Raw genomic sequence first — 16910 nt, 5'->3', positions numbered from 1 at the left:
CGTTGCTCAGAAGACCAGATAGCGGGTGGCGAGTTCCTCGACAAGCGGATCGTCCTCGGCCACGCTGTCGAGGGCGTCGAGATCGGTCTCCACCGAGATCAGCCGGGGATCGTCCTGCTCGGAGTCCGTCGGTCCGTCCTCGACGAGCTGACGCAGCAGCTTGGCACGTACCCGTGCCTTGAGTGAATCGATCATGCGCTGTGTCCTTTCCGGCCGCTGCCCTATCTCCAGCTTGCCCCGTTTCGCCGGGGAGCGGGGGCGTTCGGGCTGCTCAGACCGGCGTCAACCAGCTACCCCACGGCGTATTGCGTAGCACTGTGTACACCGCGAGGAAGCCGAAGATCGACCACATGGTGAGGGCATTGATGCCGAAGTGCCGCATGGGTTTACCGCGCCACGCCCGGATCGCCCAGTCGCCCACCCATACCGCGAACAGCATCAGCAGCGGCAACGCGATGAGGTTGCTGTGCAGCGAATCGAGCACCTGCCCCTCGGTGAGGTTGTGTACTGCCCGCATACCACCACATCCCGGGCAGTACACCCCCGTCAGCGCATACACCGGGCAGATCCCCCACGATCCCTCCACATGCGGATCCCGCAGATGCACAGCCAGCACCGCGAGCACCCCGGCCCCGGCCACCGCCGCCGGCACCGCCAGGGCGCGCCACCTGGTCTGCGGCCGCCGGGCCACCGGTTCCGACTGCGTGATGTCCACGAATCTCACCGTAGCCGGGGCCGACGTGCCGCCGCTATCGAGACTGCGGCTGCGCGAATCGCAGCGAGTTGCCCGCGGGATCGACCAGGTCGAAGCCCGGCCCGCCGGGGCCGTCGTGCGGACATCCCGGGTCGGCGTACCGGTATTCCTTGGCCGCCAGCTCGGCATGCCAGGCGTGAATATCATCCACAGCCATCCACAACACGCTGCCGGGAGTGCCGTCACCGTGGTGCTCGCTAGGTCTTCGCCACATCGAACATGCGCAGCACGGGTATCGGCGGTGCAAGCCGATCGGATCGGTCGCCATCGCCCCATGATCGCACCGGGCACCGACACCGTTCGGTTCGGTAACGACACGCACACATCAGCAAACAGGAGGCATATTTCGGCCCCATTTCGGGCATTTTCCCGGTAACGGCATTACACACCGGACCGACACCCGGTGTAGCGGACCGTCGCGGTAAGAGTTTCCGGCAAGCGGCGCTTGCACTTGCAAGCACCCCAGCTTGCATTTACCGTGACGGTAGACACAAAGGAGTGCTCTGATGCTGGTGAAGTCGATGAAGACGCTGGCGCAGGTCCGCCACGGCGCCCTGACCGCCCCCTTTCGCGCCGGACTGCGGTCGCGCACATTCCAGACGGCGTCGCTCAACGCGCCCACCGCACCGCACGAGGTCATCCCGGTAACCACCATCGACGGCGCGCGCCTGCGGGTGCACGCCTACGGCCCGGCCGACGGCGATCCGATCGTGCTGGTCCACGGCTGGAGTTGCAGCATCGAGTACTGGAACCCGCAGATCAACGCCTTCGCCGATACGCACCGGGTCATCTGCTACGACCAGCGCGGCCACGGCGAAAGCCAAGCCGGAACGCTGTTCCCCAGCGCCGACACCATGGCCGACGATCTCGCCGCCGTCCTCGACGCCACCCTGCGCCCCGGGCAGCGCGCGGTACTCGTCGGCCACAGCATGGGCGGTATCACCCTGCAAGCATGGGCCGCCCGGCACCCCGACCAGGTCCGCCGCCGCGCAAAGGCCGCCGTCCTGGTGAACACCACCTCGGGCAATATCCGCTACGACACCGACCTGTTGCCGCTGCTCAACAAGCCGCTGATGGTCGCCGAACGTCCGATCACGGTCTTCGGGGCCGGTGTTCGGATGCCCATCATCTTCGCCGAGACGCTGCTCACCGCGCCGGTCCCGTTCCCCGGCGGATGGGCGGCCCGCGCCGTGCTCAAGTCCCGCATCATGTCACCGACCGCCACCCCCGACCAGGTCGAATTCGCTCTCGGTATCGTCCGCTCCTGCCGCCCGCTCGCCCGCGGCAGGCACGCGGCCGCCCTCGCCGACCTCGAACTCGGTGACGCCGCCAGCAACCTCGCCGTCCCGACGACGGTGATCGCGGGCGAGCACGACCGCCTGCTGCCGGAACGGATGTCGCGCATCATCGCCGACGCCCTCGACCGTGCCGGCCACCTCGCCGACTACCACGTCTGGCCCACCGGACACCTCACCAATATCGAAGCGGCCGACCGGTTCAACGCAGAACTGGCTCGGATCATCCGCCGCACCGGCCTGCGCGCGGCAGCCGCGGGCTGAGCGGAGGTTCACCGAGATCCGGTCAACGGTGCCCGGTCTCGGTGAGCTCTGGGTTCCTCCGGCGCCGGCATGTACCGGCGCGGAATCCGCTCGGAATATCGGTGCGGTGCCTCTGTTGCACTCGGAGACCACGGAACCGATATCGAGAGGATGCTTCATGCGCGCCGCAACCTACGACCGGTACAGCTCCGATGTCGCCGACATTCGGGTGCAAGAGCTGCCGAAACCGAAGGTTTTTCCGGGAACGGCGCTGGTCGAGGTGCGAGCCGCGGGGGTGAATCCGGTCGATTGGAAGTTGATGACCGGCGGGCTCGACGGGTTGATCGACGCGATCTTCCCCGTCATCCCGGGCTGGGATGTGGCCGGCGTCGTCGTCGAAACCGGCCCTGACACGCCGGAATTCACCGTCGGCGACGAAGTGCTCGGTTACGCACGCAAGGACACGCTGCACGCGGGTACCTTCGCCGAACTGGTGGCCGTGCCCGCCCCCACCCTTGCCCGCAAGCCTGCGGAACTGTCCTGGGAGCAGGCCGGCGCGCTGCCACTGGCTGGCGGCACCGCACTGCGCACCCTCGACACCCTGCGGGTCGGCGCGGACGACACCGTCCTCATCCATGCCGCGGCCGGTGGTGTCGGCAGCCTCGGCGTGCAGATCGCCACGGCGCGCGGCGCGCGGGTGATCGGCACCGCCTCCGAACGCAACCACGATTTCCTGCGCGAACTCGGCGCCGAACCGGTGAGCTACGGCGACGGCCTCGCCGACCGGGTCCGCGAACTCGCACCCGACGGGGTGGACGCGGTCGCCGATTTCGTCGGCGGCCAACTCGACGTCACCACCCAGGTGCTCGCCACGAACGGCCGCCACGCCTCCATCGCCGATCCCGAGGTGGAAGCGCACGGCGGACATGTGGTGTGGGTACGCCCGGACGGCACCCAGACCCAGCGCCTCGCCGACCTCGCCGCAGCGGGTTCGCTCACCGTGCCGATCGCCCGCACCTACTCGCTCGACGAAGTACCGCAGGCGTTCACCGCTAGCCGAGAGGGACACGTCCGCGGCAAGATCGTCATCGTGCCCTGAGGGAGGTCGGTACCGGTTCGGGGTGGTACCTCGGCCGGGTCGAATGCGGCTCGGTAGGTACCGGGCCAGACCAGCGGCACGGCGGGTTCGACGCCCGGCACGGACGGCTCGACGCCCACACGACCGGCTGGGCATAATGCTGTCGGCTCGACAGGCCCGACACCGACTCGGCCGACCCAACACGGCTCGGCCGGTTCAATGGCAACGCAGCCCGGGCCCGACAGCAGGGTGGTGGGCCCAGCGCCGCACTCGGCCGGCTCAACACCAGCACGACTGCCGAACACCGGCGCCGGCCCAGGTCGATTCCAGCGCGACCAGCTCAACCCCAGCGCGGCTGGCCACGCCACGCACGGTCGGCCCAACACCGCACGGACAGCCCGGAACCGGCACAGCCCAACACCGGTACGGCCGGCTCAGCAGCAATTCGGATCGAGCACCACGCACAGTGCGGACAGCGCCTCGCGGCGCGCCTGGTGGAATACGCTCATCCCGCGCCGCTCGGATCGCACCAGACCAGCCTTCCGGAGCTGGCCGAGGTGATGGCTCACCGTCGATTCGGCGAGTCCGAGCGCGCGGGCCAGCTCGCCCGTGCTCTCCGCGCCATCAGCCGAGGTGAGCAGCAGTGACATCAGTTTGACCCGCGCCGGGTCCGCGATCGCCTTCAGGCGCAGCGCCACCTCGAGGGCGGCGGCATCGTCGACCGGGCCTGCGGCCACCGGAGCGCAACACACCGGCGCCGACATATCCACCAGGGGCAAAGTTTTCGGCACGAAATCCACCTTACGCCGGGTATTGACATATGTCGAAAAGGTGAGCAAGCTGATGCCTGTCAGCTCTTCGATATATGTCTCACAGGTGGAGGTTCTGTCATGTCCCGCATCCAACTCGCCCTCAACGTCGACGACCTCGAGGCGTCGGTGAAGTTCTACTCGACCCTCTTCGGCACCGAGCCGGCCAAACGCAAGCCCGGCTACGCCAACTTCGCGATCACCGAACCACCGTTGAAGCTCGTTCTCATCGAAAACCCGGGCCACGGAGGTTCCGTCAACCACCTCGGCGTCGAAGTGGAATCCACCGACACCGTCCACTCCGAAATCACCCGCCTCGCCGAGGCCGGCCTGTTCACCGAGGAAGAAATGAACACCACCTGCTGCTTCGCCACCCAGGACAAGGTCTGGGTAACCGCACCCGACAAAGAACGCTGGGAGGTCTACACCGTCCTAGCCGACAGCGAAACCTTCGGCAAGGCCCCGGAATTGCTCGCCGACGACGAATCCCGCTGTTGCGGAACCACAACCACCGAAGCCGACGCCGCCTGCTGCTCCACGGCCGCGCGGACGTAGCGGGCCGCCGCACCTCAGACGCGAAGCCGATCGAGCGCGATCCGGTACCGCCGGGCCGGACCGAGCTCGGTCTCCTCAATCGCCTCGAGCACGCCACCGCAGCGCTCGATCGTCTTCGCCGAAGCGACATTTCCGGCCGCGCAGATCACCAGCACCCGCCCCATCCCGAGCCCCCGCGCCTCATCGAGCATCCGGCCAAGAGCCCACGTCGCCAGCCCGCGCCCACGCGCCGAAGGCCGGATGCCATACCCGATGTGCCCCACCCGCAGCACGTCGTCTTCGCCCCCATGCCGTAGTGCGATCCCACCGAGCACCCGATCATCGTCGACGATCCACCGGTAGGTACACCGCGCCGCCGCGGGCATCACCCCACTCGACTCATCCAGCAGTCGCTGCACCCATGCCGCGAATCCGGTTGCCGACTCGACGTCATCGGACGGCCGCAATCCGAACCCGTCCTCATGCACCCCCGGCCCCCACTCGGCATGTGCCTCGAGCCACCCCGAACGCCATCGCACCGCAGGCACAACCAACTCCGGCATATGCCCTCAGCCTATGCCTCGACCGGCCGCTGATACGCGTCAAGAGTCGACTTGCTGGTATTCGACTCTTGGAGAACCAATTCCCATGGACCCGAGTTGATTTCGAAGTCCTTCCCGAATCCGATCCACTTCCCGGCCATCCGGTTGCCGGTCGGGTCGATGAGCAGTTGTACCGCTCCGTGGTAGCGAGCGCCACGGTAGTACCCGTCGACCGCGGTGCGTTCGGACCACGTGCCGGTCGCGACATTGCCGTCCGCGGTGAGGTCCATCTCCGTGACCGACGGCGACGACCCGGGCAAGCTGCGCACGGTGATCTGGGTGTCGTGATGCAAGACCACGGCGTAATGGGCGACAGTGAACGTCGCGTCGCGTCCGGTCGAGTAGTACTCGTATCGGCTCAGCCACACTCCCGAATGATCGCCGCTCACCCGCGCCGCCGCTGCGGGAACGCTGTCGAAGGTGCCGACCGGCGACTCGACATCTCGGCTGTTGTCGTTGAGGCCACCGATTCCGCGCCCCGCCCGCACCGCCCCGAACCCGAGCGATTCGATCGGCAGCTTCATCACCCGTTCGAGCGCCTGAGCGTGACTCGGCCGGGGGTAGGCCGTCGCACCGGACTCCCAGCGCTGCACCAGCCGCTTGGTCGCGCTGACACATCCGGCCTCCCGCAGCGCCCGCGCCAGATCGTCCTGGCTCATCAAACGGGCCGTACGAGCGGCCCGCAGCGCGGTATTGGGTGTCGTTCGCATAGCTGCCACCGTAACCCGAATGACGCCGAAATGTCGCCCTATTTGCTGACCAGAAGACACCCGCCGCGTCGTCGCCAGGACATCCCCGAGCGAGCACTGTCAGCTGCACGCCCCGCCGCCGGGTGTCTGATCTCCGGCGGCGGGAGCGAGCCAACTACGGGACAGAGGGGTCTTGGGAATGGACTGCACGCCGAAGGCAATCGGATTGATGCGGCGCGGAGTACCCGGCGAAGACGGGGCCGATCTCGGTGCGCTCGCCGAACGGTACGGGTATCGGTTGGTTTTCACAGTCGGGCTCGACGTCCGGCCGCTGGTGGCGGCGATGGCGCTCGCGCAGCATTTGGGCGATCACGCGGCGACTGCCGTGGTCGTGCCGACCTTCGAGCACGCCGAGCCGTACCGGATGATCGTCACCGAACTCGCGGTCCTGATCACTCCGGTGCGGGTCTACCGGCGCGGGCACCGCTGGCCGGCCGGTGGCGAGGAGGGCAGGCGGCGAGGGGTTATCCCTTCCCGATGATGGCCAGGTACAGGCGGGTGGCGACGGCTTCGGCGTCCTCGGTCATCGGGTCGGAGTAGGTCTGTGCGCCGGGGAGGTCGGCGGCGTATGCCCTTGCGGCGGAGACGAGGGCGCCCATCAGGCCGGATGAGCGTTGGATCGGTGATTTCGGCGACCAGGCAAGGTGTTTCGATTCCGCGGGCAAGGCAGCGTCGCAGGCCATGCGGAGGGCGAATTTGTCGAATGCGCGGCCGTCGCGGGTGCCGAAGAGGGCGGATGGGGCGAAGGTCTCGGCGAGTGCCCACCAGCGGACCGTCTGGTAGACGTGGATCAAGCGGTCGGCGTATCCGTCCAACAGGGCTGGATAGAAGTGCGGGACGAGCCGGTCGTAGCGGAAGTTCGCCGCGGATTCGGCTCTGATCAGCCGGTCGAGTTCAGCCCGGGCTGCATGGGAGGCGGGCGGATGCGTCAACTGTCGACCGCCGCCGAATATGGCATCGGCGCCGCTTCCGTCCAGGATCGCGCTCAGGTCCGGGATCGTGTCGAAGACCCGGCGGGCCGCGACGAGCGGAATCCCGGCCGTGACCTCCCACAGTTCCGAGGTGCCGAGCCGCCCCATCACATCGCGCGAAAGCTCGATCACATCGGTGCCGCCGAGCCGGATCACGTGATGACGTAGCCCGAGCGCAGCTGCCGCGACCGCCGCGTTCGCCTCATGGTGCTCACCATCGGTGACGACGGTGACCGCCACCGGCTCGGCACCCAACGCAACGGCAACGGCTGCCACGTAGATCGAGTCGACCCCACCGCTGAGCAGCACGGCCGGGATACCGCCGAACCGTTCGAGCACAGCGGCGATGCGCGATCGGGCTTCTTCCGCGATCAGCTCAGCGGCTTCGGCCGGATCGGTGATCGTGCGCGCATCGGGATTCGGTTCGGCGATGCCGTCGACGAGGTCCGAAACGTATTGCAGCGGTTCGGCGGTCTGCTCGGTAGCGGTGCGAATATCCACCGTTCAGTTGTACGGCAGCCGGCGATGTGACAATCCGTGACGAGAACGGTTCCGGGGCCTACCGCACCGGAACCGTCGTCGACATGAAGAATCAGCTGATCAGAGCTGGTCTCCGAGTGGAGCCGCCTGGGGGAATCGAACCCCCGACCTTTTCATTACGAGTGAAGCGCTCTACCGACTGAGCTAAGGCGGCGTGCCTTTCGGCGTCGCGAGTCTATCGTCTCGGCGGGCGGAACGCGAAAACGGGTGCTCGGTGGGCTGGTGGGGCGGGCTGCGAGGCCTGGTTCCGGGCTCGTCCAGGGCGACGAGAGCCGGGTATCGGGCTGTGGGGGAGCTCAGTGGGTCGGCTGAGCAAGCCGGTGGCCGGTGCGTGATGGGTCGGCGGGGCTCGGGTGCGCGGTGCCGCCCATCAGGTGTTCGCGGCCCCATGCCTCCAGGGGGAGCAGTGCGTCGTTGAGCAGTGCGCCGAGCGGGGTGAGCGAGTATTCGACGCGTGGCGGCACCTCGTCGTAGACCTCACGGTGCACGATGCCGTCGGCTTCGAGCTCGCGTAGCTGGGTGGTGAGGACCTTCTCGGTGACGCCGGGCACCGAGCGGCGTAGTTCTCCGAACCGGCGCGGGCGCTCACTCAACGGCCAGAGGATCAGCAGCTTCCATTTACCGTTCAGCACCGACAGCGTGGCATCCAGTCCGCACGTGTAGGCGCCCGGCCTGCGCGTAATCGGCATCGCTACCCCTCTCACCTGCCTGTTCACTTTCCCAGAAGTGCGTGCGCACTTCGATGTGCGTACTTGTCGGGCCTCCGGGACCGGGCAAAGACTATCCGCCATGTCCGACAACAATTCTCAGCAAGCAGTCACCGTCCTCGGTCTCGGCGATATGGGGACGGCACTGGCCCGGGCCTGGCTGTCCGCCGGATTCTCGGTCACGGTGTGGAACCGCAGCGTCCGCCCCGCGCCGGCGGGCGCGGTGGTCGTGGCGGATATCGCGGCCGCTGTCGCGGCGAATCGGCTCGTCGTCGTGTGCCTGCTCGACGACGCGTCGGTCCGCGCGACGCTCGACGGTGTCGACCTGGCCGGTCGTGACGTCGTCAGTCTGACCACCAGCACTCCGGCGGAGGCCCGCACTCTGTCGGAGTGGGTGGCCGCGCGCGGCGGGCGGTTCCTCGACGGCGGCATCATGGCCGTTCCGTCGATGATCGGTGTGCCCGGCTCGGGCGCGTACGTGTACTACAGCGGCTCGCCCGAGCTGCACGAAGCCCATGTCGAGGCGTTGTCGGTGCCCGCCGGGGTCGAGTACGTGGGCGCGGATGCCGGGTTCGCCGCCCTCTACGACATCGCCCTGCTCAGCGGCATGTGGGGCATGTTCGCCGGCGCCGCGCACGCCTTCGCGCTGATCGGGAAGGAGGACATCTCGCCAGTCGAGTTCGCACCGCGCTTGATCGCCTATCAGCAGGCGATGGCCGGCTACTCGTACGGCACCGCGGCCCAGCTCGCGAGCGGCGACTACACCGACGGTGTCGAATCGAATCTGGCGATGATGGTGACGACGAACGCGACACTGTTGCGCACCGCGGCCGAGCAAGGCGTCAGCGCGGAGCTCCTCGCGCCGTTCATGGCATTGATGGATCGGCGAGTCGCCGAGGGCGGAGGCCGGGAGTCCACCACCGGAGTGGTCGATTTGCTGCGTCTACCAGACGTTGCCGCGCAGCACAGCCGCCCCCGGTGACCATCTAGCCGGACTGCGCGGCGATCAGCGCCGCGACCATGGCTGCGAGGGCGAACCGGGGCTTGACGTTGAGGTCGAGCGCTTCGCGGCAGGCCAGCACCGCCTCGAGCGAGCGGAGCAGCCCTTCGGGTGGTACGCGGTCGGCGAGGTCGGTGATCTGGTCGGCCAGGTCGGGGTGGGTGAGCGTGATCCCGTCGGTGCTGGGTTTGCGGCGCGAACGGCCCATACCGGTGCCGGCGGCGAAGCGGACGGCGAGCGCGTCACGGTAGACGCCGGCGACGTCGATCAGGGCGCGGTCGAGGGCGTCGCGGCCGGTGCGGGTGGCGCGGGATTTCTGCCGGCGCTCGAGATCTTTGAGCACGCCCGCTGATCCCCGGGTGGCGCTCGCGGCGCCCTTGCCGGTGCCGCCCGCACCCATGGCGGTGGCGAGTTCTTCGCGTTCGCGCTCGTCGCGGTCGGCACTCATCTGCTTGGCTTCGTCGTCGGCGGCTTTCACCAGGTCGTCGGCGGCGGCGTAGGCGGCGCCGGGCCTGGACACCGCGGAGACCAGGGCGAGGGCGCGTTTGCGGTGCTCGCGTGCTTCGGCGTCGGTGGCGAGGCGGCGAGCGCGCCCCACATGCCCACCGCTGACCGAGGCCGCCCACTCGGCGGTCTCGGCGTCGAGCTGGTCGCGTTCGCGCAGGACCTGAGCGATCGCGGGGACCGAGGGCGTGACGAGATGGACGTGCCTGCATCGCGAGCGCAGCGTGACCGAGATGTCCTCGGGATCCACCGAGGGCGCGCACAGCAGGAACACCGTGCGGTCCGGCGGTTCCTCGACCACCTTGAGCAGCACATTGCCGGCTGCTTCGGTGAGCCGGTCGGCGTCCTCGATCAGCACCACCTGCCAGCGGCCGGTGCTCGGGCGGCGCGCGGCGATCTGGACGATCTCGCGCATCTCCTTGGTGCTGATGCTCAGGCCCTCGGGGATGACCCGGCGGACGTCACCGTGGGTGCCTGCCATGGTGGTGGTGCAGGCATGGCAGTGGCCGCAGCCGGGTGTGCCGGGATCGGTGCACTGCAACGCGGCGGCGAAGCACAGCGCCGCCACCGAACGGCCGGACCCCGGCGGGCCGGTGAACAGCCACGAATGCGTCATCGCGCCCTCGACGGACCCGGCGCGTGCGGCGATCGCGGCAGCAGTCAGCTCCGATTCGACCGCATCCTGGCCGACCAACCGATCGAAGACACCCGCCACGTCGTACACCCTAGCGGCCGGAACCGACACGTCGTTGCGGCGCGATCACCTGCGACGGTGCGCGATCGGTTTCCGGCTCTGCTCGCCGCGCGAACAGTGTCGTCACGCCGTGCCCACTGGAGCGCCGCAGTGCGAACACTGCCGACGCGCCGCACCGACACCTGGTGCCGGTGCGGGCGCGGCCAGGAGCCCGCGCATCGGCCCGCGCCGACCGCTAGTCCGAGCTCGCCTTGGCCGAGGCCTTCTTCGCCGGTGCCTTCTTGGCGGCCGTCTTCTTGGCGGCGGTAGTCTTCTTCGCGGCCGTGGTCTTCGCCGTCGTCTTCTTGGCCGCGGTCTTCTTGGCGGTCTTCTTCGCCGCCTTCTTCACCGGTCCCCGCGCCCGGCGATCGGCCAGCAGCTCCGCCGCCCGCTCGTCGGTGATCGACTCGACCTCGTCACCCTTGCGCAGGCTGGCATTGGTTTCGCCATCGGTGACGTACGGACCGAAGCGACCGTCCTTGATCACCATCGGCTTACCGCTGGCCGGATCGTTGCCGAGTTCGCGCAGCGGGGCGGCGCTGGCGGCCTGCCTGCCACGACGCTTCGGCTCGGCGTAGATCTTCAACGCCTCATCGAGCGTGATGCTGAAGATCTGATCCTCATCGGCCAGCGAACGGGAGTCGGTGCCCTTCTTCAGGTACGGCCCGTAACGCCCGTTCTGCGCGGTGATCTCCTCGCCGGAGGCCGGATCGGTGCCGACCACACGCGGCAGCGACAGCAGTTTCAGCGCGTCGTCGAGGGTGATCGTGGCCAGATCCATGGATTTGAACAGCGATCCGGTCCGCGGTTTCGGCGCAGCGGCCTTCTTCGCGGTCTTCTTCGCCGGAGCCGCCTCTTCCTCCGGTTCGGGCAGGATCTCGGTGACGTAGGGGCCGAATCGTCCTTCCTTGGCGACGATTTCGTGCCCGGAAGCCGGATCCACGCCCAGCGAACGACCCTCCTGCGGCGTCGCGAACAGCTTCTCGGCGACCTCGGGAGTCAGCTCGTCGGGCGGCAGATCGTCGGGCAGATTCGCCCGCTGCGAGATCGAATCACCTTCCGGATCATCCGGATTGGTGACCATCCGCTCCAGGTACGGCCCGTAGCGGCCGACGCGCACCACCACGTCACGGTTTTCGGCGTCGGTGAAGAGCTTGATCGAGTTGACCTCGCGGGCGTCGATATCGTCGAGCCGCTCGCCGACCATCTTCTTCAGCCCGCCCGACCGCGCGACCGAGCCGTCGGCACCGTGATCGCCGCCGAAATAGAAGCTGGACAACCAGTTTCCGCGCTGCTCACGCCCACCGGCGATGGCGTCGAGATCGTCCTCCATGGCCGCGGTGAAGTCGAAATCGACCAGGCGGCCGAAGTGTTCTTCGAGCAGCCCGACCACCGCGAACGCCACCCACGACGGCACCAGCGCGCTACCGCGCTTGTAGACGTAGCCGCGATCCAGGATCGTTTTGATGATCGACGAATACGTGGAGGGGCGGCCGATGCCGAGCTCTTCGAGCGCCTTGATCAGCGAGGCTTCGGTGTAGCGGGCCGGCGGATTGGTGCTGTGCCCGTCCGGGTTCAGCTCCACCGCGGTGACGCCCTGGCCCTCTTCGAGTGCGGGCAGGCGCGATTCTGCGTCGTCGGATTGGCCGCCGGCCTCCTCGTCGACGCTCTCGACGTAGGCCTTGAGGAAGCCGGGGAAGGTGATGGTGCGCCCGGAGGCGGAGAACACGCATTCCTCACCGGTGCCCGCGACGCCGGTGATCCGCAGGGTGAGCGTGGTGCCCCTGGCGTCGGCCATCTGGGAAGCGACCGTGCGCTGCCAGATCAGCTCGTAGAGCCGGAACTCGTCGTTGTCGAGCCGGGCGTGCAGCTCACCGGGGGTGGCGAAGGTATCGCCCGCCGGGCGGATCGCCTCGTGTGCTTCCTGCGCGTTCTTGACCTTGCGGGTGTACTGCCGGGCCGTCGGATGCACATATTCCGAGCCGTAGAGCTGGGTGGCCTGCGACCGGGCGGCATTGATCGCCGACTGCGACAGCGTGGTCGAGTCGGTACGCATGTAGGTGATGTAGCCGTTTTCGTACAGCCGCTGCGCCACCCGCATGGTGCGCTCGGAGGTGAAGCGCAGCTTGCGGCCCGCCTCCTGCTGCAACGTGGAAGTCATGAACGGCGCGTACGGCTTGCGTGAGTAGGGCTTGGCTTCCGCGGAGGAAACGACCAGGTCGGCGCCGTCGAGCGCCTCGGCGAGGCGGCGCGCGTACGCCTCGTCCAGCACGACGACGCCGGAGTCGGCCTTCAACTGACCGTCGGAACCGAAGTCGCGGCCGGAGGCCACGCGCGCACCGTCGACGTTGACCAGACGCGCACCGAACGTGCGCGGATTGCCACCGGCCTCGCCGGTATCTCCCGCGTCGAGCTTGGCGGCGATATCCCAGAACTCGGCCGAACGGAACGCCATCCGCTCGCGTTCACGGCGAACGATCACCCTGGTCGCGACGGACTGCACGCGGCCGGCCGACAACCGCGGCATGACCTTCTTCCACAGCACCGGGCTGACCTCGTAGCCGTACAGGCGGTCCAGGATGCGGCGGGTCTCCTGCGCGTCTACCAGGTCGCTGTCCAGATCACGGGTATCGGCGGCCGCGGCCTGGATGGCGGGCTCGGTGATCTCGTGGAACACCATTCGCCGGACCGGGATCTTCGGCTTGAGGGTTTCCAGCAGGTGCCAGGCGATGGCCTCGCCCTCGCGGTCGGGGTCGGTGGCCAGGTAGAGCTCGTCGGCGTCCTTGAGCAGGCTCTTGAGCTCGGTGACCTTGCCCTTCTTATCCGGGCTCACCACATAGATCGGCTCGAAATCGTGGTCGACGTCGACACCGAGGCGCGCCCAGGGCTGGCCCTTGTATTTGGCGGGTACATCCGCCGCGCCGCGCGGCAGGTCCCGGATATGACCGACGGAGGCCTCCACCGTGTAATTACGGCCCAGATAGGGCGCGATTTTGCGGGCCTTGGTCGGGGACTCGACGATCACGAGACGACGCAGGGGACGGCCCTGGTCGGCTGCACCGCGGTCTCGTGTTGCCACCGGCGAATACACCTTTCCTTCTCGACCCGCGCGCCGCTGTTCGCGTCCGCACGGCTAGGGCAATAGTGGCGATGTCGTATATCGCTACCAGACACGTTTATACCTTGACGCTGCGCGTGGTCGAGTGGTTGCGATCGGAACCACCGAGCGTACGCGCTATCGCGGATCAGTATGCAGTGCCCCGGTCCGGCCGTCCCGCGCGGCGGGGGTGGAGACGGAGGAACCTACCCCAGATATAGCTCGTCCCTCACCGCCGTTACCGGTGGTGAGGGACGAGCTGTGGATGAATGCGAGCTCAGCTGAGCGCGCGAACTCCGGTGGCCTGCGGGCCCTTGGTGCCCTGGCCGACCTCGAACTCGACCTTCTGGTTCTCCTCGAGGGTACGGAAGCCGGACCCCTGAATCTCGGAGTAGTGGACGAAGACGTCAGCGGAGCCGTCCTCGGGCGCGATGAAGCCGAACCCCTTCTCCGCGTTGAACCACTTCACAGTTCCCTGTGCCATTCTGTTCCTCTTCTTTTCTTACCGGAACGGCGGACAACTGGGTTCGTCCACCGGGCCCGTTCCGACCGCTGTACTGTTGGTTCCCCCTGCAAGGAAAGCACCAAGTACATCGTTCGCAACATCGATCCTGCCGACGGTTTGGACTTTGGATCCGTCCCTCGAACACAGAAGCTTGCGACCAGGAACCAGTGAACCATGTCTTTGCGTAATTCAACAGCGGAGTTACCGACAATTTGCAAAAAACTTGATCTTGCGAATGCGCAGGTGAGGGACACATTGGGGGAATCCAGACTTCCGGTACGTTTGCCCCCCGATAACCGAGCGAGCATCTGGCTACCGGGCTGTGACCCAGGTCGCTATTGGGTATCGAATTGGCAGGTGACGCTCCCTGGACGCACACGTTTCACACTTTCCCGACACGCCGGAGGTCCGAACGAGTGAATCCGGCAGACCGGACCAGCCGGACCGCGACCGCGAACGGCGAAAGCTACGGGCGATCGTTGCTGAATCGTGTCCGAACGCCGGGCTCGGACGGGGACTCCCGGCTCACCCACGTGGCCGAACTTCCGGCTCGGGCGGGACGGGTCGGCGAATGGCCGGTATGGGTGCGTCAGGAAGTCATCACCGCATTCGCCGCAATCGGCATCGACGCACCGTGGTCGCACCAGGTCAGCACCGCCGAGACCGCGGCCAGCGGGCAGCACGTGGTGGTCGCGACCGGCACCGCGTCCGGGAAATCGCTGGGATACCAGCTGCCCGTACTCAGCGGTCTACTCGACGATCCCACCGCCACCGCCCTCTATATCGCCCCGACCAAGGCGCTCGGCGCCGATCAGCTACGCATGATCGGCGAACTCACCCATGAGGGCCCGCTGCGCGATATCCACGCCGCGACCTACGACGGCGATACTCCCGGCGAGATCCGGCAGTGGGTGCGGGCGAACGCGCGATGGATCTTCACCAACCCGGACATGCTGCACATTGGCATGCTGCGCTCGCACAAGCGCTGGGCCAGGGTGCTGCGCAGGCTGCGCTATGTGGTGGTGGACGAATGCCACGCCTACCGCGGCGTCTTCGGCTCGCACGTCGCGCTGGTGCTGCGCCGCCTACGCAGGCTGGCCGCCCACTACGGCGCCGACCCGGTGTTCGTGCTGTGTTCGGCCACCACCGCCGACCCCGCCGAGGCAGCATCGCGGCTGGTGGGAGCGCCGTGTGTGGCCGTCACCGAGGACGGCTCACCGCGTGGGGCGCGCACCGTCGCCTTGTGGGAGCCGCCGCTGTCGACCGCCGTGACCGGCGAAAACGGCGCGCCGGTGCGCCGGTCGGCCAACTCGGAGGCCGCTCGGATCATGGCCGACCTGGTGGTCGAGGGCGCGCGCACCTTGACCTTCGTACGATCGCGGCGCGGCGCGGAAACAGCGGCGATGGAGGCCCGCAGGCTGCTGGCCGAGGTGGATCCGCAGCTGGTCGAACGGGTCGCGGCCTACCGCGGCGGCTACCTGCCCGAGGATCGGCGCGAGCTGGAAGCGGCCATCTCCGACGGGCGGCTACTGGCCGCGGCCACCACCAATGCGCTCGAGCTCGGCGTCGATATCGCCGGCCTGGATGCCGTGGTGATGTCCGGTTTCCCGGGCACCGTCGCCTCGTTCTGGCAGCAGGCCGGACGGGCGGGCAGGCGCACCCAGGGCTCGCTCGTCCTGCTCGTGGCCAGGGACGATCCGCTGGACACTTACCTGGTCCACCACCCGGATGCACTGCTCGGCAGGCCGGTCGAGGCCACCATCACCGACCCGGGCAATCCCTATGTGCTCGGACCGCAGTTGCTGTGCGCGGCGCTGGAACTGCCACTGACCGACCGCGAAGCCGAGGCACTGGGTGCGCGCCCGGTGCTGGCCGATCTCGCTGGTCGAGGACTGATCCGCCGCCGGGAGAACGGCAGTCCGGACACCGCGCGCTGGTACGTCACCGCCGATGCGCAGCCGCATGATGCCGTCGATGTCCGTGGCGGCATCGGGGCGCCGGTCGCGATCGTCGACGGCGAGTCCGGCCGGCTGCTCGGCACCGCCGACGCCGGTCGCGCCCTGTCGACCCTGCACACCGGAGCCGTCCACCTGCACCAGGGCGAGACCTATGTGGTGGATGAACTCGACCTCGACGGTGGGGTCGCGTTCGTCCACGAAGGCGATCCGGGCTGGACCACCAGCTCGCGCCAGACCACCTCCCTCACCGTCGACGCATTCCTCGACCGACGCGTCCACGGCGCGGTCACTGCGGCATCGGCGCAGGTCACCGTCACCAGCCAGGTGGTCGGATACCTGCGCACGCTGCCCACCGGCGAGGTGCTCGACCTGGTGGAACTCGATCTGCCGCCGCAGACCCTGCCCACCAAGGCCGTGCTGTACACCGTGACGCCGGACCTGCTGGCACACGCAGGCATCACGGCAGCCCAGATCCCCGGCGCCCTGCATGCCGCCGAGCACGCCGTCATCGGGCTGCTCCCGCTGGTGGCGACCTGCGACCGCTGGGACATCGGTGGCGTCTCCATTGCCGAGCATCCCGACACCGGGCTGCCGACGGTGTTCGTCTACGACGGTCAGCCCGGTGGCGCGGGTTTCGCCGAACGCGGCTACGCCCAGCTCGAGCGCTGGTTGTCGGCGACGTCGGCGGCCATCGACTCGTGCACGTGCACGGCGGGCTGCCCGTCTTGCGTGCAGTCACCCAAGTGCGGCAACGGCAACAGTCCGCTGGACAAGGCCGGTGCGGCCCGGCTGCTGACCGCGGTGCTGGCTGCGCTGCGAGCCGGCAGGTGA

Annotated in this window: 17 protein-coding genes and 1 tRNA gene; 6 read left to right on the top strand and 12 right to left on the bottom strand. The window is 68.1% G+C overall.

The window, feature by feature from the left end; genetic code table 11:
* Window positions 1-6 precede the first annotated feature (6 nt).
* The 3 genes from AC4HOU_RS12635 to AC4HOU_RS12625 all read right to left on the bottom strand — a co-directional run bounded on the left by AC4HOU_RS12635 (window position 7) and on the right by AC4HOU_RS12625 (window position 911).
* On the bottom strand, window positions 7-195 hold the full coding sequence (locus tag AC4HOU_RS12635) for a hypothetical protein (RefSeq protein WP_195020498.1): 189 nt from the start codon (window positions 193-195) through the stop codon (window positions 7-9).
* 76 nt (window positions 196-271) lie between these two features.
* The gene (locus AC4HOU_RS12630; RefSeq protein WP_163813663.1) at window positions 272-715 is read right to left on the bottom strand and encodes a DUF2752 domain-containing protein; all 444 of its coding nucleotides are present in this window, start codon (window positions 713-715) and stop codon (window positions 272-274) included.
* 34 nt (window positions 716-749) lie between these two features.
* Window positions 750-911 (bottom strand): glyoxalase superfamily protein, encoded by a 162-nt coding sequence (locus AC4HOU_RS12625; RefSeq protein ID WP_228806764.1) that lies wholly within the window; start codon window positions 909-911, stop codon window positions 750-752.
* Between the two features lie 349 nt (window positions 912-1260).
* On the opposite strand from AC4HOU_RS12625, the gene AC4HOU_RS12620 reads away from it, so the two are divergent.
* Window positions 1261-2313, top strand: a complete 1053-nt coding sequence (locus tag AC4HOU_RS12620; protein ID WP_163813664.1) for an alpha/beta fold hydrolase — start codon at window positions 1261-1263, stop codon at window positions 2311-2313.
* Between the two features lie 157 nt (window positions 2314-2470).
* Window positions 2471-3391 (top strand): NADP-dependent oxidoreductase, encoded by a 921-nt coding sequence (locus AC4HOU_RS12615; protein WP_195020497.1) that lies wholly within the window; start codon window positions 2471-2473, stop codon window positions 3389-3391.
* Between the two features lie 413 nt (window positions 3392-3804).
* Here AC4HOU_RS12615 and AC4HOU_RS12610 read toward each other — a convergent pair whose 3' ends face one another.
* Window positions 3805-4161, bottom strand: a complete 357-nt coding sequence (locus AC4HOU_RS12610) for an Rv2640c family ArsR-like transcriptional regulator (protein WP_195020496.1) — start codon at window positions 4159-4161, stop codon at window positions 3805-3807.
* Window positions 4162-4260: 99 nt separating this feature from the next.
* On the opposite strand from AC4HOU_RS12610, the gene AC4HOU_RS12605 reads away from it, so the two are divergent.
* Window positions 4261-4734, top strand: coding sequence for an ArsI/CadI family heavy metal resistance metalloenzyme (locus tag AC4HOU_RS12605; protein WP_195020495.1), 474 nt, complete (start codon window positions 4261-4263; stop codon window positions 4732-4734).
* Between the two features lie 14 nt (window positions 4735-4748).
* Here the strand turns inward: AC4HOU_RS12605 and AC4HOU_RS12600 are convergent, their stop codons facing one another.
* Window positions 4749-5276 (bottom strand): GNAT family N-acetyltransferase, encoded by a 528-nt coding sequence (locus AC4HOU_RS12600; protein ID WP_194991578.1) that lies wholly within the window; start codon window positions 5274-5276, stop codon window positions 4749-4751.
* Between the two features lie 11 nt (window positions 5277-5287).
* Entirely contained in the window at window positions 5288-6025 is a 738-nt protein-coding gene (locus tag AC4HOU_RS12595) for a helix-turn-helix domain-containing protein (RefSeq protein ID WP_228806765.1), read from the bottom strand.
* 208 nt (window positions 6026-6233) lie between these two features.
* Between AC4HOU_RS12595 and AC4HOU_RS12590 the strand changes: the two genes are divergently transcribed.
* The gene (locus AC4HOU_RS12590) at window positions 6234-6545 is read left to right on the top strand and encodes a hypothetical protein (protein WP_195020494.1); all 312 of its coding nucleotides are present in this window, start codon (window positions 6234-6236) and stop codon (window positions 6543-6545) included.
* Here the strand turns inward: AC4HOU_RS12590 and AC4HOU_RS12585 are convergent.
* The 3 genes from AC4HOU_RS12585 to AC4HOU_RS12575 all read right to left on the bottom strand — a co-directional run bounded on the left by AC4HOU_RS12585 (window position 6529) and on the right by AC4HOU_RS12575 (window position 8264).
* Window positions 6529-7536 carry an asparagine synthase-related protein gene (locus tag AC4HOU_RS12585; RefSeq protein WP_490724517.1) on the bottom strand — a complete coding sequence of 336 codons (1008 nt, stop codon included), beginning with the start codon at window positions 7534-7536 and terminating at the stop codon, window positions 6529-6531. The genes AC4HOU_RS12590 and AC4HOU_RS12585 overlap by 17 nt on opposite strands.
* Before the next feature lie 117 nt (window positions 7537-7653).
* Window positions 7654-7729 (bottom strand) — tRNA-Thr (locus tag AC4HOU_RS12580).
* A 142-nt stretch (window positions 7730-7871) separates the two neighbouring features.
* A complete protein-coding gene (locus AC4HOU_RS12575) occupies window positions 7872-8264 on the bottom strand; it encodes a winged helix-turn-helix transcriptional regulator (protein ID WP_195020492.1) in 393 nt (130 codons plus the stop codon).
* A gap of 100 nt (window positions 8265-8364) precedes the next feature.
* On the opposite strand from AC4HOU_RS12575, the gene AC4HOU_RS12570 reads away from it, so the two are divergent.
* The gene (locus AC4HOU_RS12570; protein WP_195020491.1) at window positions 8365-9264 is read left to right on the top strand and encodes an NAD(P)-dependent oxidoreductase; all 900 of its coding nucleotides are present in this window, start codon (window positions 8365-8367) and stop codon (window positions 9262-9264) included.
* Between the two features lie 4 nt (window positions 9265-9268).
* On the opposite strand, the gene AC4HOU_RS12565 is transcribed toward AC4HOU_RS12570, so the two are convergent.
* The 3 genes from AC4HOU_RS12565 to AC4HOU_RS12555 form a co-directional block, all read right to left on the bottom strand.
* A complete protein-coding gene (locus tag AC4HOU_RS12565; protein ID WP_163813672.1) occupies window positions 9269-10501 on the bottom strand; it encodes a DNA polymerase III subunit delta' in 1233 nt (410 codons plus the stop codon).
* 214 nt (window positions 10502-10715) lie between these two features.
* Complete coding sequence (gene topA, locus AC4HOU_RS12560) at window positions 10716-13598, bottom strand: type I DNA topoisomerase (protein WP_195020490.1); 2883 nt, start codon at window positions 13596-13598, stop codon at window positions 10716-10718.
* Between the two features lie 295 nt (window positions 13599-13893).
* A complete protein-coding gene (locus AC4HOU_RS12555) occupies window positions 13894-14100 on the bottom strand; it encodes a cold-shock protein (RefSeq protein ID WP_011206895.1) in 207 nt (68 codons plus the stop codon).
* A gap of 500 nt (window positions 14101-14600) precedes the next feature.
* Here AC4HOU_RS12555 and AC4HOU_RS12550 point away from each other — a divergent pair, with 500 nt between their 5' ends.
* Complete coding sequence (locus AC4HOU_RS12550) at window positions 14601-16910, top strand: DEAD/DEAH box helicase (protein ID WP_195020489.1); 2310 nt, start codon at window positions 14601-14603, stop codon at window positions 16908-16910.

Source organism: Nocardia sp. JCM 38205, assembly GCF_058222935.1.
Note: the sequence above shows the minus strand (reverse complement) of the source record. Positions and strands in the feature narration are given on the sequence as shown.

Bases quoted from the DNA above. Each gene is read 5' to 3' on its own strand.
- AC4HOU_RS12635 (WP_195020498.1), bottom strand. From the start codon at position 195: ATGATCGATTCACTCAAGGCACGGGTACGTGCCAAGCTGCTGCGTCAG.
- AC4HOU_RS12625 (WP_228806764.1), bottom strand. From the start codon at position 911: ATGGCTGTGGATGATATTCACGCCTGGCATGCCGAGCTGGCGGCCAAG.
- AC4HOU_RS12620 (WP_163813664.1), top strand. From the start codon at position 1,261: ATGCTGGTGAAGTCGATGAAGACGCTGGCGCAGGTCCGCCACGGCGCC.
- AC4HOU_RS12615 (WP_195020497.1), top strand. From the start codon at position 2,471: ATGCGCGCCGCAACCTACGACCGGTACAGCTCCGATGTCGCCGACATT.
- AC4HOU_RS12605 (WP_195020495.1), top strand. From the start codon at position 4,261: ATGTCCCGCATCCAACTCGCCCTCAACGTCGACGACCTCGAGGCGTCG.
- AC4HOU_RS12600 (WP_194991578.1), bottom strand. From the start codon at position 5,276: ATGCCGGAGTTGGTTGTGCCTGCGGTGCGATGGCGTTCGGGGTGGCTC.
- AC4HOU_RS12595 (WP_228806765.1), bottom strand. From the start codon at position 6,025: ATGCGAACGACACCCAATACCGCGCTGCGGGCCGCTCGTACGGCCCGT.
- AC4HOU_RS12590 (WP_195020494.1), top strand. From the start codon at position 6,234: ATGCGGCGCGGAGTACCCGGCGAAGACGGGGCCGATCTCGGTGCGCTC.
- AC4HOU_RS12575 (WP_195020492.1), bottom strand. From the start codon at position 8,264: ATGCCGATTACGCGCAGGCCGGGCGCCTACACGTGCGGACTGGATGCC.
- AC4HOU_RS12570 (WP_195020491.1), top strand. From the start codon at position 8,365: ATGTCCGACAACAATTCTCAGCAAGCAGTCACCGTCCTCGGTCTCGGC.
- AC4HOU_RS12555 (WP_011206895.1), bottom strand. From the start codon at position 14,100: ATGGCACAGGGAACTGTGAAGTGGTTCAACGCGGAGAAGGGGTTCGGC.